This is a genomic window from Rhodoglobus galactosidasius (assembly GCF_054957775.1).
This window is the reverse complement of sequence record NZ_JBQIAV010000001.1, coordinates 231622-255257: the sequence shown is the minus strand read 5'-3', so window position 1 is coordinate 255257 and position 23636 is coordinate 231622. Positions and strand designations below refer to the sequence as shown.

Sequence of the window (23636 nt, the reverse complement as noted above, 5' to 3'; positions counted from 1 at the left end):
CGCACGGCAACGGCATCGTTGCTTTAGGTACCAGACTAGCTTTTTGCTGGGCTCTCAGCAGGAGTTTTTGAGAGCGCACTTCGACGAGGCCGCCGAGATGATCGGTCAGTAGGGCCGCACGCTGCACGAGATGCGTCAGCTGCGGTGACACTCGACGTGTTTTCCTACTCGTTCAACAACGACCTCGGCGTCGTGTTGGCTGCACTAGACACGCAGATTACGATCCGCAAGCCAACGACAGGTTGCAAAGATGAGCTCACTTTGACTTGATCCAGCTCCCAGCGGCCGGATTCCACCAGCCGCTCTTAACAGATCCGTCCAATATCGGGTTCAGCATGGCTTGGACGCGTTCCTCGGCGACCGACGCGTTGGGAAAGTTCTCCAAGCGCCCGAGAGGTCGAGCGAGCACCAGATATCGACTCGACCAGTCCGGAGGGATGACGAATGCCGCTATTTGGTCGAGTTCGCGACGTTTGGATTCAGTCGCGACTGCAATCCACAGGCGTCGAGCATCGAGCGATTCCGTCAATGAAATAATAAGGAGATCAATCAAGTCCTTGACGCGCGACGAGGGAGATTTGCTCTCACCGTATCTCGAGTGGGTTGCGCATAGTTTGTCCGCCACTTGGTCCACCAAGCGGGTACAGCACGTAGTCGAAAGTGCGCAGACGGGCAAGCGGCAACCGATTGGCCGGACTCAACGTTTCGAGCTCTCCTGTGGGCTTGTAGCCGGCTGCAACGTCTATTGACAGGGTGCTCTGCTTCGTCACGCCAACGTAGACGTCAAAGGTCAGGCGACAGCCGAGCGAGCATGCCGGTGCCGCCCTTGAGCACGAACTTGGGTGGCTGAACGGAAAACACTCTGCACAGGAATCGGTCAAATGTCGCTTGTCGGATCAGATCGCCGACTCCGACCGACTTGGCTCTCACGTCGCGCTGTGCGGCACTTTTGATTGCTGCCTGAACGGCGCGTGCGTTGGAATACGGAGCGTCTTCAGTCTGCATTGGGTTCCTGGCTCTGCGTCGCGAGACTCTGTAGCGAGTTGACATCTTTCACGAGCGCTTGCACGGATCGCATGTCGTCGTCGGATGTGACGCTCTGCGGCCCTTCGATCGCCTTCGCGAGTGCTTCGGATAGCGCTGTTGCGTCGGCGGGAGACATCGCTGAGCGCCACGCTGGGTTTGAAACCACCCGCTTGATTTGGGTCGCAACATCGACGTGGCCCAGCTCTAGAAGCTTCCTCAGTAGCGCGAGTCCGTCTTCTTTTAGGAACCCATTTCGTGAGGCAAGGGGGCTGAGGAGGGCGGCAAGAAGATCCAGCTGAATGGTGCCGGAACGGAGCGCGTCACCCACGAGATCCCCGACAAGGCTCAGGTCTTCTTTGTCCTGCACCAGGTCCGCGATCGTTCGCTCAACTCCAGTCGTCGGAATTCCGGCTACCAGAGTGATTTCGTCGGTAGTGAGGAGCCTTCGCTTGAAGCGGATGTCGGGGCGCTGCGACTGCCGACGGGCAGGCGAAGTGAAAACATATGGGGTGGGTAGGAGGTCTCCAATTCCGTGCAGGGCCGCCGCTGTATTTCCGCTCACCACTATCCCCGCTGCTCCGTCCCGGATGCGGTCCTCTGCCACTCGATCTGGATCGAGGCTGAGCCAGGCAGCTCGAATACCGTCGAATTCGTGCGGGGAACTCCCGGCATCTCTGTAGACGCCATGTGCGAGGCGCTCGAGATGTCCGCTCTCCGCGAGCCGCGCGATCTGTACTCGACTTACTTGTATCGAGCGTGCCTGCGGCGTTGTGACCATTCCCCACTGGCTTGACGAGATCTTAGCCAGTGCTCGTAGAGCTTCTGACGCGTTCATGCTTGAATAGTAACGCCTAGATGGATACTTTTCAAGTACAGATTGATACTTTTTGCGTCCGAATGGACAGAACCTGATCGTGCGCTGCCGTCCGTGGGGCACGCTGCCTGATGATGGTGCCTGGATGGTCATCATGTAGTTGTCGAGTTGATTGGTCGCACGACGCGCGACGTCAGAGCTACCCGCGCAGGGCGAGCGCGAACGGAAGCACCGCTCCCGCTCCCGCTTCGCGGAGTGCTTTTGCGGCGATCGTGAGGGTCCACCGGGAGTCGACAAGGTCGTCGACGAGCAGGATGGGCCCCTGGGGTAGCTCTGTGCCACCGGCCCATTCGAACTGTTGCCACACACTCACTAGCCGGTAGGCACTGTTTCCGCCGGGTTCACCGTGTGGGCCGTCGCCGGTGTGCGAAAGCTGACCGAGGTAGGGCAGCTTGCCGGCGCTGGCGAGGGCTTCGGCGACGGATGCCACGAGTTGTGGTCGGCTGCGTGACGGCATCGAGACCACGGCGACGGGGCGCTCATCCCAGCCCCAGTCGGCGAGTACGCGCACGCAGGCGGCGATGAGGGCGGGGCTTGCGGGTGCGTCGGGGGTGCCGGGGGCGAAGAGGGTGCGCAGGGTTCCGCCCCAGCCGAGGTCGGTGAGGCGGGCGAGGGCGCGGCCTTCGCTGGAGCGCTGGTCGGGGTTGATGCGTCCGCGCACGGGCACGCCGAGTTTGTCGGCTCCGGTGGGCCATTGGGCGCGGGGTTCGATCGGTACACCGACTTTGTCGAGGGTGGCGGTGGCGCGGCTGGTGGCATCCGTGCTGATGTCGGTGGGGTACCAGAGGCCGGCGCAGTTGTCGCAGCGGCCGCAGGGGGTGGCGGTGTCGTCGTCGAGGGCGCGTTGCAGAAATTCCATGCGGCAGCCTTCGGTGCCGGCGGGCAGTTGTTCGTAGTCGAGCATGTTCTGTTGTTCGGCGCGGCGGGCGGCGGTGACTCCGGCGTAGCGTTCGGCGTCGTAGCTCCAGGGTTGGCCGGTGGCGGTCCAGCCGCCTTGAACGCGGGCGACGGCACCGTCGACATCCAACACTTTGAGGAGTAGTTCGAGGGGGCTGCGGCGCAGGTTCACGCGCGCTTCGAGCGCGGGGGTGGATACCGGGCCAGCGCCGGAGTCGGCTGCGGCGGTGAGCTCGGAGATGACGAGTTCGGCGTTGGTCTGGTCGGGCATGGATGAGGTGGCGAAGTATTCCCAGATGTCGCGGTCTTCGGGCCCGGGCATCAGCAGCACATCGGCGTTGTCGGTGGCACGTCCGGCGCGGCCGACCTGTTGGTAGTAGGCGACGGGGGAGGAGGGCGCACCGAGGTGGATGACGAAGCCGAGGTCGGGTTTGTCGAAGCCCATACCGAGGGCGCTGGTGGCGACGAGCGCTTTGACGGTGTTGTTCTTGAGCGCCTGCTCGGACTCTTCGCGTTCTTGCGGGTCGGTTTTGCCGGTGTAGGCGCGCACATCCATGCCGCTATCGCGCAGCAGCCGCGCGGTGTCTTCGGCGGCCGAAACGGTGAGCGTGTAGATGATGCCGCTGCCGGGCAGTTCGGCGAGGTGGCTCAGTAGCCAGCCGAGGCGGGCTCGGGCATCCGGCAATTTCAGTACGCCCAGGCGTAGGGATGCTCGCGCGAGGGGCCCGCGAATAGTGACGACTTCGGTGCCTGCCGTGGTGGGGTTTTCGGTGCCGCCGGCTGTGCCGCCTTCGAGTTGGGCGGCGATATCGGCGACGACGCGGGAGTTGGCGGTGGCCGTCGTAGCGAGCACGGGCACGCCGGCGGGCATGGTGGCGATGAGTTCGCGCAGGCGGCGGTAGTCGGGGCGAAAGTCGTGGCCCCAGTCGCTGATGCAGTGCGCTTCGTCGACGACGAGCATCCCGATGCGGTTGATCAGTGCTGGTAGTTGGTTGTCGCGAAAGCTCGGGTTGTTGAGGCGTTCGGGCGAGACGAGCAACACATCGACTTCATCGTTGGCGAGCTGCTGCTGAACTTCGGCCCATTCGTGCGGGTTGGTGGAGTTGATGGCGACGGCTCGAACTCCGGCTCGGGATGCCGCAGCGATCTGGTCGCGCATCAACGCAAGTAGTGGCGAAACGAGCACCGTCGGGCCTGCACCTCGGCGGCGCATGAGTAGCGTCGAAACGAAGTAGACGGCGGACTTGCCCCACCCGGTGCGCTGCACAACAAGTGCGCGGCGACGCCCATCGACGAGCGTCTCGATCGCCTCAAACTGCCCCTCATGAAAATCGGCAGTGTCATTGCCGACGAGCGTGCGGAGGATGGTGAGGGCGTCGGTGCGGGTATCTGTCACGTGGCTAGTGTGGCAGGGGGTGCTGACTTTCTGGTGCGCGCTGAGAGCTGCCGTGCCGCGCAGAATTTTGGTTATGGCGGTGACCGAGCCGACCGCTGCTATCTATGCGCGAATCTCGATCACGGTTCCAAAGAGTGACTAGGTTGCCGGCCGAATTGGGCAATGCAGGGTGCTCTTCGGCGAGCCCAAGGCCTCACTGAGTCCGCAGCAATCAACCAACGCACCTTCGCTCCAGACTCGTGTCGTGCTGTCTCTGCGGTAAGCCAGTGTGTTACCGAAACCGTTACGGATAAAGAGGACAAATCGCACGTTTTTCCTGAGACGGACCGCGCAGATGCTCACAGCCCAAAAAAGATGTCGGCTGGACGCCGAGACGCCGCGCGCGCGGCTTCACACTTGGCGCAGCTCGTGCCAAGGACGATTTCGCATCGATGGGCGCCTCTCGTTCACGCCGCTTAGTGACCTGATGGCTCCGCGAACGCTGGGTTCCTTCGTCGCTTGAAGTGCCGTCGCGTCTATCGCATTCGTCGGAACTTTTCGACACTTCTTTCCAGGTCTGTCTTCGCCCGCCGATTAGCGCTCTCAAGGCTTGAGTACTCCGTCAACCGACTGAGGCGCTCTGCCAAGTCTGCGCGCCTAGCCCGAACCTCTTCGAGCATCTGCACTCCCGCTTCGCGCCTCTGTCGCAATTCGGCAAGAGCCGTAGCACGTTCATCGAGCTGCGATCTGATAAGTGCTGTCCTCTTCGGATCGAGGTCACCGGGCATATTCAGCAACTCGGCCCATTTCGTCTCTAGCGCCAGTTCGGCTTCGATAGCCTGATCAGTTTGCTCGACAAACTTGATGCCCTTTTCTTCTAGTGCCCCTACTCTGGCTGTAGCCTTTTTGCCCACCTTGCTGAGCAGCCACGTTAGCGGAGTCATCACAACCGAAGTCCCGATCTCGACCACAGGGTTAATCGCGATTATGTAGATGTGAACAATCGGATAGCCAATTACAGCGACCATGATCACGCTGAGTAGAGCCAGTGCTTCGCTCACATCGGCGAGGTCAAAACTTAAGTAAACAATAGACCAAAGCGCTTTGACCTCAAGATAGATAAGTGCCAACCCACCGCCGGTCACGAACACTCCTTGAGCGGCCATCACCCACTTGTGCTTAAACGTCCACATTGACGCGATAAGGCGAGCTTCAAAAATATACGCGACAGCAATCACCGGGACGATCGTCACAAACGGCACCCAAAATTGGCTTACAAGTCGCAAGGATTCTTCATCAGTCACAACGAGCAGACTACTGGCACCCTCACTATGGGCGAGAACTTAAACGGCTAAACGCTATTCGGGCTAACGGTGACTTCGCCCCCACTGCACCGCCACGTGCCAACCATGGCGCGCGTTAGCGTCAAACATTGCGTGCAAACCGGTACTTCGGCTGCAACAAACGACTTGCTTCTAGAGGAGCAGTTAATTCGTCAAGTTCGTGTGGAAGTAGTCAAAGAGGCCAGCGGGGATCGGCTTTTCAAAACGTAGGTGCACTCGAACGACAGAGAGGTCCTTGCCCGAGCCGTTCGGCATCGTGGTCTGCTCAGCTTTCTGAGCGGTCGCCTGCCCGAGGTAATAGTGGCCGGGGCCGTCAGCATCGCTCTTCTTTGAGAACACATGGATGTCGACAGCGTTGTCCAGAATGTGGCGCACCTCAGTAGTGTCCAGCGTTGTTCTACTGCGCGTGTACCAAAGCATCGTGTGAGAGTCGAGGAGCTCGTCTTCATAGGCAGTGCTCTCTGACACATCATCCGACTTGTGAAGCGTGACAAAAATCGGGCAGGTGCTCGTGTCCGAATCTACTTTGTAGCCGTAGATGGTCGAGTACATATTTTTGCGCCAATTAAGGAGTCGGCTGGCGTCCTTACGCGAGTACTGACTGCCGGGAGTGAATGGCTCAACTCCTGGGTAGCGAGTGTCCGTAACTCTCAAGCCGGTATCGATGAGGTCATCAAGATGTGCTCGAAACGCGGGTGATCTTGTGTACGCGTCTGCAAAAGTCGGACTCAACGTGACGGCTCCGCGCCCGTCTTCGGTCGCTGGACCGGGGCTCTTGAATATGGCGACTTCAGACGCAGTATTGAACTCGAGAGTGAGGCTTCGAAGCGCGGCCTTCACCACGGCGTTGTGAGCTGGTAACCCCGCTGCCGCGAGCACAACCGAGGCAGACGTGTCATCGAGGACGCCGTCGGACAATAGCTGTCGGAGAAGCAGTAGTTCGTGGGGCCGTTTGGCCGTAAGAAGCTCCTTGGACACTACGGTGAGCGCTCTCGATTCCGCGCCGGAAAGTGGATTCTCGGAGATCTTGACCTTCGCGAGAAGTTCAGGATAATTGCCCACTTTGGTGGCGAGCACTACGGGATCTACGGACTCGAATGTCAAAAAGTCGGTGAGCAGCGGGATGTGGCCCACTCGGTTGCGGACGGTTTCGATGGCGCCCTTGAGGTTCTGCAGACTGTCGAGCTTCACGGAAGCGAGAGACCGAAGCACGCGCTCTTGAGAAATCTGATCGAAGCGCACGCTAGACAGTCCTGCAAGCACGCCAACTTCCTCGGCGGCAATGAGGTTCTTGCGAATCGATTCTTTGTTGAGCGAATCGTCGCCGAAGAGCGCGATCGGAATCAAGAAGTTGTTCTTGTAGTTTCCGATGAAGTCGATCACAACGAGGTACTCCTTGCCAGCGACCTTTCGAAGGCCGCGGCCGAGCTGCTGAACGAACACGATGCTCGATTGGGTGTGACGCAGCATGATGATTTGGTTCACGCTGGGGATGTCGACACCCTCGTTGAAGATGTCAACGGTGAGCACATAATCGAGTTCACCAGCTTCCAGCTTCTCGGCCACTGCTTCGCGCGCCTCGATCGAATCTTGGCCAGTCAGCGCGACAGTGCGGAGCTGCTTTCCCCTAAGCAAGCGCTTGTTGAGCTCGGCGGAGAGCGAATGTGCCTCTTCCTTACGACTGCAGAAGATGAGCCCGCGTGGAGCTGTGCCCGACTGGCCATAGGTCTCAATCGACTTCAGGATGTGGTCGATACGCTCGGGGGTTACGAGCCGTGATAGCGGGCTCGCCTCGTCTGTCGTGAGCCCATCGTTGAATGTGATGTCGGCCACACCGTAGTAATGAAATGGCGCCAGCATGTCGAGTTCGAGCGCGGTGTTGAGTCTGATCTCGTAGGGCACGTTGTAGTCGAACAGTTCAAAGATGTTCTCGCCGTCAGTTCGCTCAGGCGTGGCCGTCATCCCCAGAAGGAACTTGGGGCGGAAGTGGTCGAACACTTTCGTGAAGCTCTTCGCCCCAGCGCGATGCACCTCATCTATCAAGATGTAGTCGAAGCTCTCAGGGTCAAGTTTGTCGAGCACGTGCTGTTGCGAAAGTGTTTGAACGGTGGCGAATACGTAGCGCTTGTCGTCGTCACGGCTGCTTCCCGTGATTTTTCCAAACTCATCAGCACTGGCGCCGAGAACTTTCTGAAACTCGATGATTGCGCGGTCAAGGATTTGTTCGCGGTGGGCTAAGAATAGGAGACGCTGAGGATCGACAGCGCGCACATCCAACGCAGAAAGGATCGTCTTTCCGGTGCCTGTAGCCGAGATGATGAGCGCCCGGTCTTTGTGAGCGGCGCGCACGGTTGCAATGGCGCTCAGCGCATCGACCTGCATGACATTGGGCGTGATGGAGCCGACCGGGTGCGGTTCGTCGTCGGTAGTGGTCTTGCGCCGGCCGCTCCGTAGGCGACTGGCAGGAGGGTGGTAACTGGCGGCGTAGTCATCAATCCACTCTTGAGTGAGCGGTGTCGAGTTGAAGAGCTCATCGTCGAGAAGGTTGGTGAACTGCTCAGCAAGGTCACTATCGCGGGTGGCGGAGACGCGGAGGTTCCATTCGTGGTTCTTCGCAAGAGCGGTTTCCGTCAGGTTCGAACTCCCGAGGACCGCGGTAACTCCGCTGGGCTGTTGAAAAACGTAGCCTTTGGGATGGAACGCAGTCTCGTTGTGAATTCGGACGTCAATACCCAACGCTGTCAGGTTGAGTAGCTCGGAGAAAGCGTGCGGCGAATTGAAGCCGAGATAGTCAGAAGTAATGATCCGTCCTACACCCTGGAAGTCGATGAACTCTTGCTTGAGTAGGGCGATCGCGCGCGGCGAAACGAAGGCGACGGAGAACGTAAACGAGGTAGCTTGCCGGAGTTCGGTGCGTAGCGCTCGCAGCATCGAGTCTGTCTCGGTGTTGAGGACCAAGTGCGGGTGCAGCCGCCGAGGGGCTGGGACGGTCTTATCGACGTAGCCGAAGCGGACATCCTGCCCAAACGGCTCGAGTTCGTGAAGGTCGATCGCCATTAGGCGCTCGCCGCCTTCTCAATCAGTTCGACGGCGGGGATATCGGCAGGCGCCCACTCGAGTGAACCGAGCTCGGCGGGCGGAAGCCAGACGACTTCCGCGTGCTCGGTCAGCATTGGCGTGCCGGAGATCAGCTCACAGTAGAACGTGGTCAGCGCGACGATTCCGAAGTCGTATTCGTGAGACGTGGTGGTGATCAGCTCGCCGACGGCCACCTCGCACTCCAGTTCTTCGGTTACCTCCCGCGCGAGCGCAGTGCGGGGAGTCTCGCCGGCTTCGATCTTGCCGCCCGGAAACTCCCACACGCCGGGCAGCGCTCCGCGGGGACCGCGCTGGGCGCACAGGACGAGACCTTCGCGCACGATGACCGCACCGACAACGTTGATCTGTTTCTTCACGGATGATCTCTCTCGGGGACTTCTCGACGGGCAAGCGTTCGGCGCTTGTTGCGGGGCAGAACTGCTCGCTTCAGCCTATGGGTGAGCCTGCGCTCTGCGGCGTGCGACACTGCCCACTACCGCGGGAGCATCACTTCTGGCAGCTCGGGCACCACCACATGTAGCGCGTAGCCGTGGGGCCGGTGCCGAGCTGATCCGACTCGATGCGGGTACCACAACGCAAACACGCTTCCCCACGCCGACCGTGCACCCAGTAGCGGGGCTTGCCGCGCGGCAGGCCCGTGAGATTGCGGATGGGGCGATCCTTGTTCACCATGATCGCCTTGTAGGCGAGCGCGACCAGACGCTTTGGGTCTGAGATCTCGCCGATGGGGGTGTGGGGGCGAAAGCCGCGCAGAAAGCTCAACTCGTTTGCATACACATTGCCGAGACCCGCCAGATTCTGCTGGTCGAGCATAGCGAGTGCGACGGGGCGCGCAGGGTCCGAAAGTAGGTTCGTCAACGCGAGGTCGGCATCCCAATCAGGCCCCAAAAGGTCCGGCCCGAGGTGCCCCACAATGCTGTCTTCGGATGCCGTGGGCAGCACCTCAAGCAGGCCAAGTTCGAAACCTACTGCGGTCTTCGATGCCGTGCTCAGCACCCCGCGTGCCAGGTAGGAGGGCTTGCGCCACCTCTCACCGGCACCGTAAATCTGCCAGACACCCTCCATTTTGAGGTGGCTGTGGATGGTGAGGTTGGTGCCGGTACCGGGATCGTCAACCCGAACCAGCAGGTGCTTGCCACGCGGTACGACACTCGTGACGGTCTGACCGGAGAGGTCGAGGGTCGCAAACGCGGGCACCCGAAAGTCGGTGCGGGTAAGAACCTGCCCGTCGAGGGCTGCCCGCAGTTTCGCGGCCGCCTTATAGACGGAATCACCCTCAGGCACGGAGCCTCAACCCCTGCGGTGTTGGCACGAATCCGGCCTCCACGAGCGCTTTGCCTACGGGGGTACCGACGGCGAAGTCGCCATTCACTTTCTCAATGCGCAGCTTGGGGAGGGTGCCGCGCAGGGTGCTCGTGAGCGAACGGGTTGCCGAATCCACGACGGCAGGCTCGGTATCGAAGGCGAGGAGAGACTTGCCGCCGCGCTCCAAGTAGAGAGCGAGGTGGCCATCGACGAGCACCACAATGGCGCCAGCCTTGCGACCGGGGCGGTGCTTCTTGGGGGCATCCGTCGCCGCAGCGTCGCTCGCCTGCGCCCCGACATCCTCGGCGCCAATCCCCGGCCACCCGAGCGCAGCGCCGTAAGGGTTCGCCGGGTCGGTCGCGGCAAGAGTGATCGCGTGAAGCTCGGGGGCGGCATCCGGATCCCGGGTGAAACCGCGAAGGCGGTCAACGGTCGCGCCAGTCGCGAACTGGGCAGCCCCCAACCCGTCGATGAAGTAGCCGCGACGGGCGCGACCGGTCTCTTCGAAACCACTTAGCACCCGGTACGTCAGAGCAAAACCACCACGGATGCCCTCGCTCACGACAGCGCCGCGAGTGACAACCGCGTGCCGTTCGAGCATGAGTTCGGCCGTCGACTTGGCGCGCACAGTCGTATCGCCCTCGGCAGTCTCCAGGAGCGCCCAGCGGCCGGAAGCACTTGGCGGTCCGGCTTGAGCGACAGTCGAGACGCGTCCGCGGTAGGCGCGAGCGCGGGCTGGTCGCGGAGCGCGGGTTGCTCGCACGGTACCGCCGAGGTGCGAGCGAAGCGGTGAAAAGCTGTCGTTGGTGATGAGCGAACGCCACACCAAATCCCACAGTTCCTTGAGTAGACCCTTGTCGTCGGTGCTGCCGACCTGGTTCGAGAGCTGCCGGAAGAAGAACGCGCCGCCACCAGCAAGGGCTTCGAGGATGCTCTGCTGCAGGTCGCTCAGCCCATCGCGATCAGGCTCGGGCAGAGTCAACGCGGCAGTGGCGGCCGGGTGCAAACTGATCCAGCCATCACTGCCCGCCAGCGCGCCTTGCCCGGCCCACACCACTTCGCCCGACGTCGTCAGTTCGTCGAGCCACGCGGGCGAATAGTCGCGAATGCGGGCGCTCAGAATGAAGTCTTCCCACGCGGATGCCGGGGCTGAGTACCCAGCAAGTTGGTCGATGACTTGCGCGAGGCCGTCGATTTCGCGCAGTGAGTCACCGGCAGCAGTCACGTGTTGCCACGCGGGCAGGAATCGGCCAAGGGTCGCGTGCGAGACGGGCTCGACTTCTTGGCGGAGCGCCGCGAGCGATCGGCTGCGGAGACGTCGCAACACATCCACGGAGCACCACTCAGTGCCGCTCGCGCCGGGGCGAAACTCGCCATCCACGACACGACGATCAGCCGCGAGGCGACGCAGAGTGTCCTGCACGACGGCCGTACCGAGGCCGAAGCGCGCTGCGGCATCCGCAAGTGTGAAAGGTCCGTGGGTGCGGGCGTAGCGACTGACGAGGTCACCGACAGGATCGTCGACCGGTTCGATAAAAGCGGCGGGCACACCGATGGGCAGCGGCACCCCGAGGGCATCGCGCAGGCGGGCGGCATCCTCGATGACGGCCCAGCGACGTTCGCCCGCGATAGTCACTTCGAGAACCCGGTTGGCTTTGGCTAACCCGGTGAGATCGGTCGCGAGTGCCGCCCCGGTCACCAAAGACCGCGCCTCGATCTCAGCAACAGTCTGCGGACCAAGCACGCGCAACAGATCAACGAGCCCTTCCGCATCTCGAGCATGACGTTCAGGAACAAGTCGCTGCAGTTCGTTCTCGGTCTGCTCCAAAACACCGGGGTCGAGCAGTTCGCGCAGCTCAGCGCGCCCCAGCAGCTCGGCGAGCAGCGCCGGGTCGAGCGACAGCGCAGCAGCGCGACGCTCGGCCAGCGGCGAATCACCCTCGTATACGAAAGCGGCCATATAGCCGAACAGGAGACTGCGAGCGAACGGCGACGGTACCTCAGTCTCGGTTTCCATCACCCGAATGCCGCGGCTCGCGATCCGCTTCGTCAGCGCCGTCAGTGCTGGCAAGTCATACACGTCTTGCAGTACTTCGCGCACGGTCTCGAGCACGATCGGAAAGCTCGGATATTTGCGGGCGACGTCCAGCAGTTGGGAGGCACGTTGGCGTTGTTGCCACAACGGCGAACGCTTGCCGGGATCGCGCCGAGGAAGCAACAGCGCTCGGGCGGCGCACTCCCTAAAGCGCGCGGCAAACAGCGCCGAGCCGCCGACTTCTTCGGTCACGATCTGCTCGAGCTCGTCAGCGTCGAACACAAAGAGATCAGCACCGGGCGGTGCGGCATCGGTGTCGGGGATGCGCACGACGATGCCGTCGTCACCCGCCATGGCTGCGCCATCCACTCCCAACTGTTCGCGGATGCGGGTGGTGATCGCCAAAGCCCAGGGCGCGTGCACGGGCATGCCGTACGGGGAATGTAGCACAACGCGCCAGTCGCCGAGCTCATCGCGGAACCGCTCAACGACGAGCGTCGTGTCACTTGGCACGTGCCCGGTCGCCGCCTTTTGCTCGGTGACGAGAGCGAGTAGGTTGCCGACTGCATGCTCGTCGAGCCCGATCGATTGGGCTCGCGCGGTCGCCACCGCGACGGATGCTGTAGCAATTTCCTTGGTGAAGGCACCAATCGCTTCCCCCAGCTCTGCCGGGCGGCCCAGGCCATCGCCCTTCCAGAAGGGTACGCGCCCGGGTTGGCCGAAGGCGGGGGAGACCAGTACTTGATCGTGGGTGATGTCTTCGATGCGCCAGCTGGTGGTGCCGAGTGCGAAGATGTCGCCGACGCGGGATTCGTACACCATCTCTTCGTCGAGTTCGCCGACGCGACGGCCGGGGGCTCCCGCTTCGCCTCCGATCATGAAGACGCCGAAGAGTCCGCGGTCGGGGATGGTGCCGCCTGAAGTAACCGCAAGGCGTTGAGCCCCGGGCCGACCGCTGAGGGTGCCGGCGACGCGATCCCACACCACGCGGGGTCGCAGTTCAGAGAATTCGTCGCTCGTGTAGAGCCCGCTCAGCAGGTCGAGGGTGGCGTCGAACGCGCTGCGTGGAAGGCTGGAGAAAGGCGCGCTGCGACGCACAGTATCGAACCAGTCCTCGATGTCGATCTCGTCGAGAGCAACGGCGGCCACGGTCTGTTGGGCCAGAACATCGAGCGGGTTGGTTGGCACAGCGAGTGCCTCAATCTGCCCGCTGCGCATCCGCTCAACAGCAACAGAGGTGTGGATGAGGTCGGTGCGGTGCTTCGGAAACAGCATCCCTTTAGAGATTTCCCCGACCTGGTGTCCGGCTCGCCCAATGCGCTGAAGCCCACTCGCGACCGACGGCGGAGATTCGACCTGAATGACCAGGTCGACGGCGCCCATGTCGATGCCCAGTTCGAGCGAGCTGGTGGCGACAACACAGCGCAGCACGCCAGTCTTCAGGTCGTCTTCGATGATCGCGCGCTGGTCTTTGCTGACCGAACCGTGGTGGGCGCGGGCTAGCAGTGGTGCGGCGCCCATCGTGGATCCGCCCTGCGCCATCATCTGGGCTGGTGGCTTCCACAGCTGTTGCGGGGCGGCGTACGCCGTGGCATCCGCGCTCGCTTGGCTGCGGGCCACGGCGTCGGCACCGTCAATGCTGCCGTCGCTCATCCGCTCGTCATAAATCTCATTGAGGCGTGCCGTCAATCGCTCGGCAAGGCGCCGCGAATTGGCGAACACGATGGTCGAACGGTGTTCGAGAATCGCGTCGACGATGCGCTCTTCGACGTGCGGCCACAGCGAAGCGGCAGATTCGGGAGTTGCCTCAGCGTCGTCACCCGCGCCTCCACTTGCCTGCCCCCGAGCCGCGGCAACAGTCCCCGGGATCGTCATGTCCGGAACCGGCACAACAACGCTCAGCTCGAACGTCTTCGCCGAGGGCGGGTGCACGATCGTCACGGGCGAGCGCCCGCCCAAGAAGCGTGCAACCTCTTCGATGGGGCGCACGGTGGCCGAGAGTCCGATGCGCTGCACGGGTTTCGGGAGCAGAGCATCCAACCGCTCCAACGACAGCGCAAGGTGAGCACCACGCTTGGTGGCGGCAACCGCGTGCACTTCGTCAATGATGACGGTGTCAACGTTCTTGAGCGTCTCGCGGGCGGCCGAAGTGAGCATCAGATACAGCGACTCTGGCGTCGTGATCAGGATGTCGGGAGGGGTGCGAGCGAGCAACCGGCGGTCTTGCGCTGTGGTGTCTCCCGAGCGCACGCCGACCGTAATGTCGGTCTGCCCCAACCCCAAACGCCGAGCGGTCTGGGCGACACCCACGAGCGGCGCGCGAAGGTTGCGCTCGACGTCGACACCGAGAGCCTTGAGCGGGGAGATGTAGAGCACGCGCGTGCGGTGTTTCGGATTCTCGGGAATCGGCAGCGACGCCAGCTGATCGATCGCCCACAAGAACGCGGCAAGGGTCTTGCCCGAGCCTGTCGGCGCGACAACGAGCGTGTGTGCCCCTGATGACACGGCATCCCATGCACCCAGTTGGGCCGGGGTGGCAGCATCGAACGCACCCTCAAACCACTCTCGGGTGGCGGGCGAGAACTTGCCGAGCACATCGCTCATTGTTCTATCTTCGTCGCAACCGCTGACAGCGCACTACGCGTGCGCGAAAGTGGTGCTCGACGCCCACCCCAGCCACGCAAAGCCAGGGTTAGGCGTGCGTGCCCAAGAAGCTCACAAAGTCATTCAGCTCGTCGGTCGCGATCGAATGCGCGAGCCCCTCATAGATGTGCGACTCGGCGCGAGTGTGATCGACAAGCCATGCCTCGGTGCGCTCAATATTGACCGCCGGAATCACAGCATCGTCAGTGCCACGACCCCAAAATACGGGCGGGCGGATGCTCGTGAGCGCCGCATCTCCCGGGTGCTCGGCACTCACCACAAACCCGGAGAGTGCCACAGCGCACGTGAAGCGCTCCGGCGCGAGCCGCAGAAGCTGAAGCGCCATGGCGGCACCCTGGGAGAAACCGAGGAGGCTTACGCTCGTGAACTGCTGGTTGTCGAGCCAGGCGAGCACTGCTCTGGCCGCGTCATCCACTAGTTCGACATTGTGCCGACCGTCGCCACTGAGGTTGATCGGAAACCACGAAAAGCCGCCATTCTCCGGGATCGGCGCACGAAGAGACGCGATCACGGGTTCAAGTGGCAGCCCGGGACCCATTGCAAACAGATCACCCTCATGCGAGCCGTAACCGTGTAACAACACGAGCAGCGGACGCCCGGCCCTCTCGCGTTCGGGGGCTGACCAGAGCACTGCTGACGAATCGATCTGCATGCCTCGAATCCTACGGGGCACGACTGACGGCTGAAACTCGTCATGGTCTTCCCCCGCCGTGTATGTCATAATTATTCCGACTCAGGAAGTGAAATGACATGCATAGCGTAATGACACAGGAGGCGGCTTCGGTCTTAGGCGTATCCCAGCGTCAGGTCACTGAGCTGTTGCGCGCCGGTAAACTTGATGGCGAACAGCTGCGGGATGGCACCTGGTTGGTTTCGCGTCGTTCGATCAGTGTGCGAAAGATGTTCAGTGCGCGTGCAGGGCGCTCGTGGTCCTCCGCTTCATCGTGGGCACTTCTCGGCGAACTCTCGGGGCGTTCTGCCGAAGGGATGTCGCAGAGCACGCGCGATCGCATCAAGCGCCGCATTCGTATGAGCTCCGCTGAGGAGATAGCGCGCAATGTTGCGTCTCGAACAAACGCCCATCGTTTTCGGGCGGACTCGCTCGCAAAGACCGCACGCGACCTCATTCTCACCGGCTCGAGTGCTGCAGAGTTGATTGACGACAACCTCACTCGAGACCTCCGCACCGTCGAGGGGTATCTTCGCGACGTGAGCCTTGAAGCGTTCGTGCGGCAACAACTGCTCACTGCAGATGTCGAGGGGGATGTTGTCATTTACGACAATTTTGACGTGAAGCATCTCGACGGGAAACACGCATCACGTGCGGTTATTGCCGCAGACCTTGCCAGAAGCATGAATACTCGGGAGCGTTCTGCTGCACTGATTGCGCTTGAAGAGATGAGGCAGCATTGGCTGGCGCGACACACACGGTGAACATTGGCGACGACTGCCTGCTCCCGCCGTGGAGCACGGTCTTCGAAATCGCCTCAGTGATTGAGATCGATGAGTGGGTTCTTGTGGGCGGGCTCATGGTGCAATTGCACGCTCGCCGCGCTTTCATCGCTCCGCCTCGAACGACCAAAGATGTCGACCTCGTTGCCGACGTGGTGGCGAATCGCTCGAGCCTCTCGACGATCGCCGGATCGCTGGGAAGCCGTGGGTTCATTGCCACTGTTCCTCATGCCCGCAACGCTCCGCTCTACCGCTACTCCCGAGGCGAGGAACAAGTGGACGTGATGATCGCCGACCACTTGCCTTCTGGTATTCGGCCCCGCTTGCAGCAACGGCCAGCGTTCTCGGTTGTGGGCGGCACGCAGGCTCTCAACCGACGAGATACCTTCGTCGTGACTTCGAGCAGCGGCACCATCTCTATTGGCGTTCCAGATGTGCTGGGCGCGCTAGTGGGCAAGGGGGCAGCCTTCTCGGTTGATCCGCGGGAGCCTCAAAGGCATCTTGAAGACGCTGCTGTGCTTCTTGCAAGCATCGACTCCGTAGGAGAGCTCGACCTGACCCTCAGCAAGAACGACCGCAAGCGGCTAAAACGCGTTGCATCTGAGCTAGACGACCGATTTCATCCGGGATGGTCGACGCTCGATTCGACAGAGCAGGCTGCAGGGCAACGCAATCTCACCCTATTAGCGTTGGCCGCCAAGCTAGATGGCTGAACGCACACGATTCCGTGAAGACACACGGGTTACGGGGGCGAAAGTCGCTGTGCCTTGTGCACGCGAAACCCGCACCATGGGTGACAATGGAGCATGAGCTCCGTCGGCACACCAGACCCCAACTCCTCGTGGCTATCAGAGGAAGAACTTGCGGAAACCCGCAGACGTCTGCCGCTTCTCTATGTTGAGGCTGTTCCGGTGCGCGTGGATGGGCTGGGTCGCGTCACCGAGGTCGGCACACTCGTGCGCGGCAATGATGGCGAGATCACACGCACCCTCGTCTCCGGTCGGGTGATGTTTGGCGAGTCGTTGCGCGATGCCCTGTTCCGTCATCTGGAAAAGGATCTGGGCCCAATGGCCTTCCCCCTGCTTCCGGCGAACCCGACACCGTTCACGGTTGCCGAATACTTTCCGTGGCCCAGCGACAGCCAGTACACGGATGTTCGCCAGCACGCAGTATCGATGGCCTACGTTGTCCCGGTGACGGGCACGTGTGAACCGCGGCAGGATGCGCTCGAGCTCACGTGGCTGAGCCCCGCTGAGTCGGCATCCGAAGCAGTCACTGCTGACATGGAGGGCGGCCGCGGTGCACTACTGCGTGCGGCGCTCGCCTCGGTCGGCGTTCTGCCCTAGCTGCTCGCTGGCTTCCGGCGCTTGCTAGCTCCCGCCGCTCACCGCAGCGGGAGAGGTAACACTCGGCTCATTGAGTGCGGGCTCGCTGCGGGCTTGAGCTCTGTGATGATTACGGAAATTCAGGAAAAACGGCCGGGTGGTGGTGCTGCCGAGCGCAGATGACCGGAAAGTCTGGTGTGTAGCGGAGGGTATTCAACCGGGGAACGGCAATCTCCTGAATTTCCGTGACGTCGCAGTTGCGCGAGCGCGAGTGCGAACGCGAACGCGAGCCACGCGAACGCGAGCCACGCGAGCGCCGTAACCAACACTCCATAAACGCCGAAGGGCGACGAACTCCTGCCCAGCACTGCTGGGAGAAATTCGCCGCCCTCAGACGGTCAAGATTGTTTTGCGCGAGCTCTCAGGCGCTAACGCGCCAACGAGAGCTCTGACGAGCTACGGCTTAGCGTCCGCTGCTTGAGGCGCGACGGTTAGGTCGAACTACCTGTCCAACACGAACAGGTCCGCCACCGGCCTGAGCGCGGCCTTTGCCACCGCGCGGGCGCGAAGGGGCATCGGAGTGCTGCTGCTTGGGCTGGTGAGTTGAACGCTGTTCGCCGGCACCGGCACCAGCAACGACTGCGCCGCGGCCCGAACCTTGGCGATCATTGCGCTGCTGGCCACCGCGAGCTGCGTTACCGCCGCGCGACTGTCCGTCACGAGACTGCCCGTCACGACCCTGCCCGTCACGAGCCTGGCCATCACGTGACTGTCCGCCACGAGCGCCGCCACGGCCACCCTCGCGGGCACCGTCACGGCCGCCGCCATCGCCATCACGACGAACACGCTTGCGTTGGGCATTTGCACCCTGCGAGCGTCCGCCCTGTGACTGGCCACGAACGGGAGCTGCTGCGCGAGGAGCGGGGGTCACGTATTCGGCGACCTCTCCGACAAGCGCGGTTACGGCATCCGACTTCGCATTCACGTGCTGTGGGGTCACCGTGATGGCGGCCTTGCGCAACAGTGTTGCAGTGTCTTTGCGCTGGGTCGGAAGAACGATCGTCACGACGTCGCCCTCTTCACCGGCACGAGCGGTACGGCCACTGCGGTGCAGGTATGCCTTGTGTTCTGCTGGCGGGTCAACGTGGATGACCAGCTCAATGTTGTCTACGTGCACGCCGCGCGCTGCGACATCCGTAGCGACAAGAACTTTCACGTCACCGGCGGAGAATGCCGCGAGGTTGCGGTCACGAGCCACCTGCGAGAGGTTTCCGTGGAGGTCAACGGCGGGGATGCCGGCGTCGACGAGCTGGCGGGCCAGCTTCTTGGCGTGGTGCTTGGTGCGCATGAAGAGCAGACGGCGGCCGGTGCCCGAGGCGAGCTTTTCGATGAGTACGCGCTTCGACTCGACACTGTCGACCTCGAACACGTGGTGGGTCATGGCGGAGACGTGTGAGGTCGCTTCGTCAACCGAGTGCAGAACCTCGTTGTGCAGGAAGCGGCGAACCAGCTTGTCTACACCGTTGTCGAGGGTTGCGCTGAACAGCAGGCGCTGTCCGTTGCTGGGAGTCTTGTCGAGCAGGCGGGTCACTACGGGCAAGAAGCCGAGGTCAGCCATGTGGTCGGCCTCGTCAAGCACGGTGATTTCGACGGCGTCGAGGCTGACGAAGCCCTGCTTGATGAGGTCTTCGAGACGGCCAGGGCAGGCCACAACAATGTCAACGCCGGCCTTGAGGGCAGCGACCTGACGGTTCTGGCTCACACCACCGAAAATTGTGGTGGTGTTGAGGCCGTAGGCAGCCGCAAGCGGCTCGATGACGGCTGAGATCTGGGTGGCGAGCTCACGAGTCGGTGCAAGCACGAGACCAAGCGGGCGACCCGAGCGGCGCTTGCCACCCGAGAGCTTGCCGCCAAGGCGCGCAACCATTGGCAGCGAGAAGGCGAGAGTCTTGCCCGAGCCGGTCTTACCGCGGCCGAGTACGTCGCGACCGTTAAGGGTGTCAGGAAGGGTGTCGAGTTGGATGGGGAATGGCGTGGTTTTGCCGTCGGCTGCGAGTGCAGCAACGAGCGGGGCGGGTACGCCGAGCGAACTAAAAGTTTGTTCAGTCAAAGTAGTGGTGCCTTTCAGGCATAAGTAACAGATGGGCGTTACACCGGAGGCGCACAGGCGATGCCTATGCTGATCTACACCGACCCAATCAGGTGTTTCGCACGGGTGCGGTACACAGGTCAGATCTCGAACTTTCGTTCGGCGCGGATAACTCCAGTTCGCCGGAGAAAGTTATCTACGAGCCGCACGTTTCTGATTGACGTGGACGAGAAGAGGGAAGCGTTCTACGACGCAGGGAAACATAATTGTTTCGCAAGTGAAGCCAGCCTATCAGGCAGAGGCCCCATAGCGCTCGCCTACCGGCACTTGCACAGCCAGAGTGTTTCCCGCCTGCGCCAGAGGGCACGCCCAAGCGGGGTCGTAGGCGCATGACGGGTTGTAGGCAAAGTTGAAGTCGAGCACGAGCGACTCTGGCGCGCTGCCTGCTCCAAGGTCGGCCCCCTTCACGGTGTCGATGAGGTAGCGGCCACCACCGTAAGTTCCGCCAGGAACCCGCGAGAGAGCATCCTTCACGGGAATGAAGATCCCGCCACCATACGACGCCAGTCGCCACACATCGAGAGTGCCGACCTGGTCGATCGTGACCGTGCCCAGCAGGTCAAATGGCACCACGCCATCCGTTCCCGTCTCCACATTCATGCGGCGCCCTTCGCCAGGAAGACCTGCACCCGGAATAATGGATGCCTCGAACCGCCATTGGGGGTCGTACTCCTTGAACGGCAGTCCGCTGAAATCGCGCAGGTCCTCAGGCAACAACGGGCTGGCTGGATGCGTGGCAAACATCCCATCTCGCCCCGCACGCCAGTCGGCGTGGGCGCTCGCGGCATCCGGGTTCGAACGAACAGCCGAGTAGAGAGCGAAGTTACGTCGGCGCCAGTCGGCGACCTCAAGAGCGGTCATAGGCTCAGGCTAGCTGCTCGGCCCGACAGCTAACTCAGGCTCGGTGCGGGGCCGCGAGTGGGGAAGGCTCGTTGTCAGCTAACGCATGCAGGGGATCTTTGCGCCGCTTCATCCGGGCCAGCACCTGCGTGTAGTCCAACTGTTCAAGATCGGGCGACGCGAGTTCGCGCCACGTTCGTGGTGTCGCCACAAACGGGCGAGAACGGCCCCGCAACGAATAGGGGGTCACCGTGGTTTTCGACGAGCTGTTCTGGCTCCAGTCAATAAGGACCTTTCCCTGACGAAGCGACTTCTTCATGTCGCTGACGATGAGCTGCGGATGGTCGGCCTCAAGCACCAGGGCCAACTCATGAGCCAACTCAGAGACTTGTGTGGAGTTTGAGCGACCATCAAGCGCCGCATAGAGGTGCATGCCTGTGCTGCCGCTGGTCACCGGCATCGGGTCGAGACCCATGTCTTTCAGAATCGTGCGAGCGTAACGCGCAACTTCGGCGCACTCGGCCAGCCCCACACCCTCGCCGGGATCAAGATCGAGCACCAGACGATCCGGATTTTTGGGTTGCCCGTTCTTTCCGAACTTCCACTGCGGAACATGAATCTCTAGCGCCGCGACCTGCCCGAGCCAGGTCAGCGTTGCGAGATCGTTCACGAGCGGGTACTCGTTGGAGTGATCCTTGTGCTTGATAGTGCGCCGCGCGATCCACTCCGGGGCAAAGTTTTCGAGGTTCTTCTGAAAGAACACCTTGCCGGGCTTGCTTGCGGTGCCCACCCCATCGACCCAGCGCTTGCGCGTGGCTGGACGGTCTCTCGCATGGGGGATAAGCACGTCGGCGATTGCGGCGTAATACTCAAGAACATTGGCCTTTGTCGTGCCGGTCTCGGGATACAGCACCTTGTCGAGATTCGTGAGCGTGAGTTGGTGGCCGTCAATCGTGATGGCCTGCTTCGTCTGAGCCATCCCATCAGCATGCGCCGAAAATCGGGACCAAACAAGAACTAACCGGCGGCCCCTCGAAATGCTCGGCTAGGTGTCAGAGTGCTGTTGCTTGCTTGCTTGCTTGCTTGCTTGCTTGCTTGCTTGCGACCGCGACCTCGACCTAGGAGTCGGGTGCCAAGAGCAGCCTCAACTCGGTCTCGGCCGAAGCCAACCGGCGAGCATCGATCGTTGCCCCGGCGGTGTACACATCGACGATCCGCGGGTCAACGTAGCTTTTCTTGGCGATCGCCGGGGTGTTGCCCAGCACTTCGGCTGCGGCTTCCATCGCGGTTGTAATTGCTCGCGCGCGCTCCCGCTGAGTGCGCGCCGGGCCACTCGCCGCGAGGCTACTGGCGGCAGCCACCGTGCCCCGCAGTGTGCGAAAGTCTTTCGCGGTGAACTCACCGCCGGTGCGTTCCCGCACATAGTCATTGATGTCGGATGCACTCAGCGAGCGCCGCTGCCTACCCTCGCTCCACGACAGCAGCGGAGTCTGCGGGCCGGCGCGCAGCCTGCCGCGAACAAACGTCGCAAGGTCGGCATCCACAATCTCGCTTTCCCAGAGTTGACCACTCTTCGCCGGAAAGCACAGGGTCACGCACTCTCCCCGCACTTGCGCGTGGCTACAGAGCAGCGTCGATAATCCTCGGCTGCCGTTTTCGTCGGCGTAGCGTTCACTACCGATGCGCAGTGACCCGGTGTCGAGCATCCGAAAGGCGGCGGCGAGGCTACGTTCGCGAGCATCATCACTGCTGCGGAGGGTGCGAGTGACGATCGCGCGCGCCGACGGCAGCGTCGCAGCAAGCGCGAGAGCCCGATCAAACTTTTCGCGATCTTGCCGTTCACGCCAGGCAGGATGGTAGATGTACTGCCGTCGACCGGCATCATCGAGCCCCGTGGCCTGAATGTGTCCATTCTCGTAGGGAGCAATCCACACATCGCTCCACGCTGGTGGGATACCGAGAGACATGAATCGGTCGCGCTGCTCGCGGTCGGCAATTGTAGTGCCGCTCGGATCCCTAAAGCTAAAGCCTCGGCCGGAACGCACTCGGTGATATCCACGACCTGAGGGATCACTGCGACGCAATCGGGGCACCGTGACTTCCTTCCACGCTGGCTGATTCAATTCACGCTCGTGGCACAACCGCGCCGCGAGCCTTACAGACTGAGGTTAGTTCTCGTTGATGCGGAAGTGCGCCACGTTGGCGCAAGTCGTTTCAGTGAGGCGGCCCGCCACTGCCAGAACGCCCAATACATCGGCCAGAGCAGGGGAGTGAATATCCCGGCGCTAAATGTGAGCTGATCGCGGTACAACGTTGTGTCACCCGGTGCTGCGCTGACTGCCATCGAGTGCTCCCAGGTCGTGATCGTTGCGAGTGCTCCGCTCACCCCCTCGCCCGTGTCGTGCATAACGCGGGTTCCCGGTTCGCTCTCATCGAATGACACTCGGATGATCTGATGCCCGAGCCTGAACCTGCCGAACGCTGACACACGCACCGGATGCTCACCCGCTTCCCACAATTGCGGAAAGCCACCGACTTCGAGCGACGTGAATCGTGTGAACGGCCGCGACACTTGTTGAAAGACCGCAGGGCTGCGAATCGCGCGCCACGCATCATCCGGTTCGCAGTCCAATATGAGCTTCAATAGAACGCGCATGCCCCCAGTGTGCGCCTGTCACATTCAGTAATCCAGAGCAGGAATCAAGACAGTTGGCTTTAGCCTCGTGTAATGAACGATCCCCGCAACCAACCCCAATACCAAGTGCGATTCGGGTTCGGCCGCCAGCGTGCGCTCGAACTGAGCCTCGGTGCTGACGTTGTTGTGTGGGCGGATGCTCTCGCCGACGGGTCAACGCCCGTGCCCGAGCTGCCCGGAGCATTCTCCATTCTCGCCGCCGGAACCGGGGCCGCCACGGCCGTCGCCGACTGGGTAATCGCCCAACAGGAACTCAAGGGTGACAGGTTCACCGTCGCCGTTATTGCGGCGGGCGACCCGGACGGCGGATTCACGGTCGATGACCTCCTCGCGGCAGGCGCGATCATCGATGCGCTCGCGGATGCCGGGGTCGACTACATTTCACCAGAGTCGGCATCCGCTGTCGCCGCTTTCACTGGCTTGAAGCCCGCTCACGACCACTTGTTGTCGGCGTGTGTTGCCGGTCAGCAGCACGCGAACACTGCGGGCCGCGCCTCGCTGGAGGCCGCGATTGTCAGCAACGCCGCAGCCAGTTGTGAGGTCGTTCGGGAATGACG

19 protein-coding genes and 1 pseudogene are annotated in these 23636 nt (G+C 62.1%); 4 read left to right on the top strand and 16 right to left on the bottom strand.

The genetic code is table 11. From position 1 onward, the window contains the following. Positions 1-256: 256 nt before the first annotated feature. The 11 genes from ACTJJW_RS01310 to ACTJJW_RS01260 all read right to left on the bottom strand — a co-directional run bounded on the left by ACTJJW_RS01310 (position 257) and on the right by ACTJJW_RS01260 (position 15270). Positions 257-625 (bottom strand): nucleotidyl transferase AbiEii/AbiGii toxin family protein, encoded by a 369-nt coding sequence (locus ACTJJW_RS01310; RefSeq protein WP_462642166.1) that lies wholly within the window; start codon positions 623-625, stop codon positions 257-259. Further along, positions 585-770, bottom strand: a complete 186-nt coding sequence (locus ACTJJW_RS01305) for a hypothetical protein (RefSeq protein ID WP_462642484.1) — start codon at positions 768-770, stop codon at positions 585-587. The genes ACTJJW_RS01310 and ACTJJW_RS01305 overlap by 41 nt, the downstream gene beginning before the upstream one ends. A 13-nt stretch (positions 771-783) precedes the next feature. After that, the gene (locus tag ACTJJW_RS01300; protein ID WP_462642165.1) at positions 784-1005 is read right to left on the bottom strand and encodes a hypothetical protein; all 222 of its coding nucleotides are present in this window, start codon (positions 1003-1005) and stop codon (positions 784-786) included. Further along, positions 995-1861: a type IV toxin-antitoxin system AbiEi family antitoxin domain-containing protein gene (locus ACTJJW_RS01295; RefSeq protein WP_462642164.1), complete on the bottom strand. Its 867-nt coding sequence runs from the start codon at positions 1859-1861 to the stop codon at positions 995-997. The genes ACTJJW_RS01300 and ACTJJW_RS01295 overlap by 11 nt, the downstream gene beginning before the upstream one ends. A gap of 178 nt (positions 1862-2039) precedes the next feature. Further along, entirely contained in the window at positions 2040-4193 is a 2154-nt protein-coding gene (locus tag ACTJJW_RS01290) for a DEAD/DEAH box helicase (protein ID WP_462642163.1), read from the bottom strand. 515 nt (positions 4194-4708) lie between these two features. Further along, a complete protein-coding gene (locus ACTJJW_RS01285; protein ID WP_462642162.1) occupies positions 4709-5476 on the bottom strand; it encodes a hypothetical protein in 768 nt (255 codons plus the stop codon). Positions 5477-5659: 183 nt separating this feature from the next. Then, positions 5660-8572: a DUF3427 domain-containing protein gene (locus tag ACTJJW_RS01280; protein ID WP_462642161.1), complete on the bottom strand. Its 2913-nt coding sequence runs from the start codon at positions 8570-8572 to the stop codon at positions 5660-5662. After that, on the bottom strand, positions 8572-8970 hold the full coding sequence (locus ACTJJW_RS01275) for a (deoxy)nucleoside triphosphate pyrophosphohydrolase (RefSeq protein WP_462642160.1): 399 nt from the start codon (positions 8968-8970) through the stop codon (positions 8572-8574). The genes ACTJJW_RS01280 and ACTJJW_RS01275 overlap by 1 nt, the downstream gene beginning before the upstream one ends. A gap of 130 nt (positions 8971-9100) precedes the next feature. Further along, a complete protein-coding gene (locus ACTJJW_RS01270) occupies positions 9101-9898 on the bottom strand; it encodes a DNA-formamidopyrimidine glycosylase family protein (protein ID WP_462642159.1) in 798 nt (265 codons plus the stop codon). Further along, complete coding sequence (locus ACTJJW_RS01265; RefSeq protein ID WP_462642158.1) at positions 9891-14558, bottom strand: ATP-dependent helicase; 4668 nt, start codon at positions 14556-14558, stop codon at positions 9891-9893. The genes ACTJJW_RS01270 and ACTJJW_RS01265 overlap by 8 nt, the downstream gene beginning before the upstream one ends. 88 nt (positions 14559-14646) lie before the next feature. After that, positions 14647-15270 (bottom strand): alpha/beta hydrolase, encoded by a 624-nt coding sequence (locus tag ACTJJW_RS01260; RefSeq protein ID WP_462642157.1) that lies wholly within the window; start codon positions 15268-15270, stop codon positions 14647-14649. A 110-nt stretch (positions 15271-15380) separates the two neighbouring features. Here ACTJJW_RS01260 and ACTJJW_RS01255 point away from each other — a divergent pair, with 110 nt between their 5' ends. From ACTJJW_RS01255 to ACTJJW_RS01245, 3 genes are all read left to right on the top strand, one after another. Continuing rightward, positions 15381-16052 (top strand): hypothetical protein, encoded by a 672-nt coding sequence (locus ACTJJW_RS01255; RefSeq protein WP_462642156.1) that lies wholly within the window; start codon positions 15381-15383, stop codon positions 16050-16052. Further along, positions 16028-16783 (top strand): hypothetical protein, encoded by a 756-nt coding sequence (locus ACTJJW_RS01250; protein WP_462642155.1) that lies wholly within the window; start codon positions 16028-16030, stop codon positions 16781-16783. Before ACTJJW_RS01255 ends, ACTJJW_RS01250 begins: the two co-directional genes overlap by 25 nt. Before the next feature lie 93 nt (positions 16784-16876). Then, positions 16877-17416, top strand: coding sequence for an NUDIX hydrolase family protein (locus ACTJJW_RS01245; RefSeq protein ID WP_462642154.1), 540 nt, complete (start codon positions 16877-16879; stop codon positions 17414-17416). Between the two features lie 442 nt (positions 17417-17858). Here the strand turns inward: ACTJJW_RS01245 and ACTJJW_RS01240 are convergent, their stop codons facing one another. The 5 genes and pseudogenes from ACTJJW_RS01240 to ACTJJW_RS01220 form a co-directional block, all read right to left on the bottom strand. Next, positions 17859-19505 (bottom strand): DEAD/DEAH box helicase, encoded by a 1647-nt coding sequence (locus ACTJJW_RS01240; protein ID WP_462642153.1) that lies wholly within the window; start codon positions 19503-19505, stop codon positions 17859-17861. A gap of 270 nt (positions 19506-19775) precedes the next feature. Next, positions 19776-20405, bottom strand: coding sequence for a DUF1684 domain-containing protein (locus tag ACTJJW_RS01235; protein WP_462642152.1), 630 nt, complete (start codon positions 20403-20405; stop codon positions 19776-19778). 58 nt (positions 20406-20463) lie between these two features. Further along, positions 20464-21363, bottom strand: a pseudogene (ligD, locus tag ACTJJW_RS01230) (non-homologous end-joining DNA ligase); the annotation flags it as partial. Between the two features lie 139 nt (positions 21364-21502). Continuing rightward, on the bottom strand, positions 21503-22477 hold the full coding sequence (locus tag ACTJJW_RS01225; protein WP_462642151.1) for a DNA topoisomerase IB: 975 nt from the start codon (positions 22475-22477) through the stop codon (positions 21503-21505). Between the two features lie 62 nt (positions 22478-22539). Continuing rightward, complete coding sequence (locus tag ACTJJW_RS01220; protein ID WP_462642150.1) at positions 22540-23040, bottom strand: hypothetical protein; 501 nt, start codon at positions 23038-23040, stop codon at positions 22540-22542. A gap of 72 nt (positions 23041-23112) precedes the next feature. Here ACTJJW_RS01220 and ACTJJW_RS01215 point away from each other — a divergent pair, with 72 nt between their 5' ends. After that, on the top strand, positions 23113-23634 hold the full coding sequence (locus ACTJJW_RS01215) for a hypothetical protein (RefSeq protein WP_462642149.1): 522 nt from the start codon (positions 23113-23115) through the stop codon (positions 23632-23634). Positions 23635-23636 lie beyond the last annotated feature (2 nt).

Excerpts from the sequence above, each read along its gene's own strand:
- ACTJJW_RS01300 (WP_462642165.1), bottom strand. The coding sequence starts at position 1,005 with ATGCAGACTGAAGACGCTCCGTATTCCAACGCACGCGCCGTTCAGGCA.
- ACTJJW_RS01295 (WP_462642164.1), bottom strand. The coding sequence starts at position 1,861 with ATGAACGCGTCAGAAGCTCTACGAGCACTGGCTAAGATCTCGTCAAGC.
- ACTJJW_RS01280 (WP_462642161.1), bottom strand. The coding sequence starts at position 8,572 with ATGGCGATCGACCTTCACGAACTCGAGCCGTTTGGGCAGGATGTCCGC.
- ACTJJW_RS01265 (WP_462642158.1), bottom strand. The coding sequence starts at position 14,558 with ATGAGCGATGTGCTCGGCAAGTTCTCGCCCGCCACCCGAGAGTGGTTT.
- ACTJJW_RS01260 (WP_462642157.1), bottom strand. The coding sequence starts at position 15,270 with ATGCAGATCGATTCGTCAGCAGTGCTCTGGTCAGCCCCCGAACGCGAG.
- ACTJJW_RS01255 (WP_462642156.1), top strand. The coding sequence starts at position 15,381 with ATGACACAGGAGGCGGCTTCGGTCTTAGGCGTATCCCAGCGTCAGGTC.
- ACTJJW_RS01245 (WP_462642154.1), top strand. The coding sequence starts at position 16,877 with ATGAGCTCCGTCGGCACACCAGACCCCAACTCCTCGTGGCTATCAGAG.
- ACTJJW_RS01235 (WP_462642152.1), bottom strand. The coding sequence starts at position 20,405 with ATGACCGCTCTTGAGGTCGCCGACTGGCGCCGACGTAACTTCGCTCTC.
- ACTJJW_RS01220 (WP_462642150.1), bottom strand. The coding sequence starts at position 23,040 with ATGCGCGTTCTATTGAAGCTCATATTGGACTGCGAACCGGATGATGCG.
- ACTJJW_RS01215 (WP_462642149.1), top strand. The coding sequence starts at position 23,113 with ATGAACGATCCCCGCAACCAACCCCAATACCAAGTGCGATTCGGGTTC.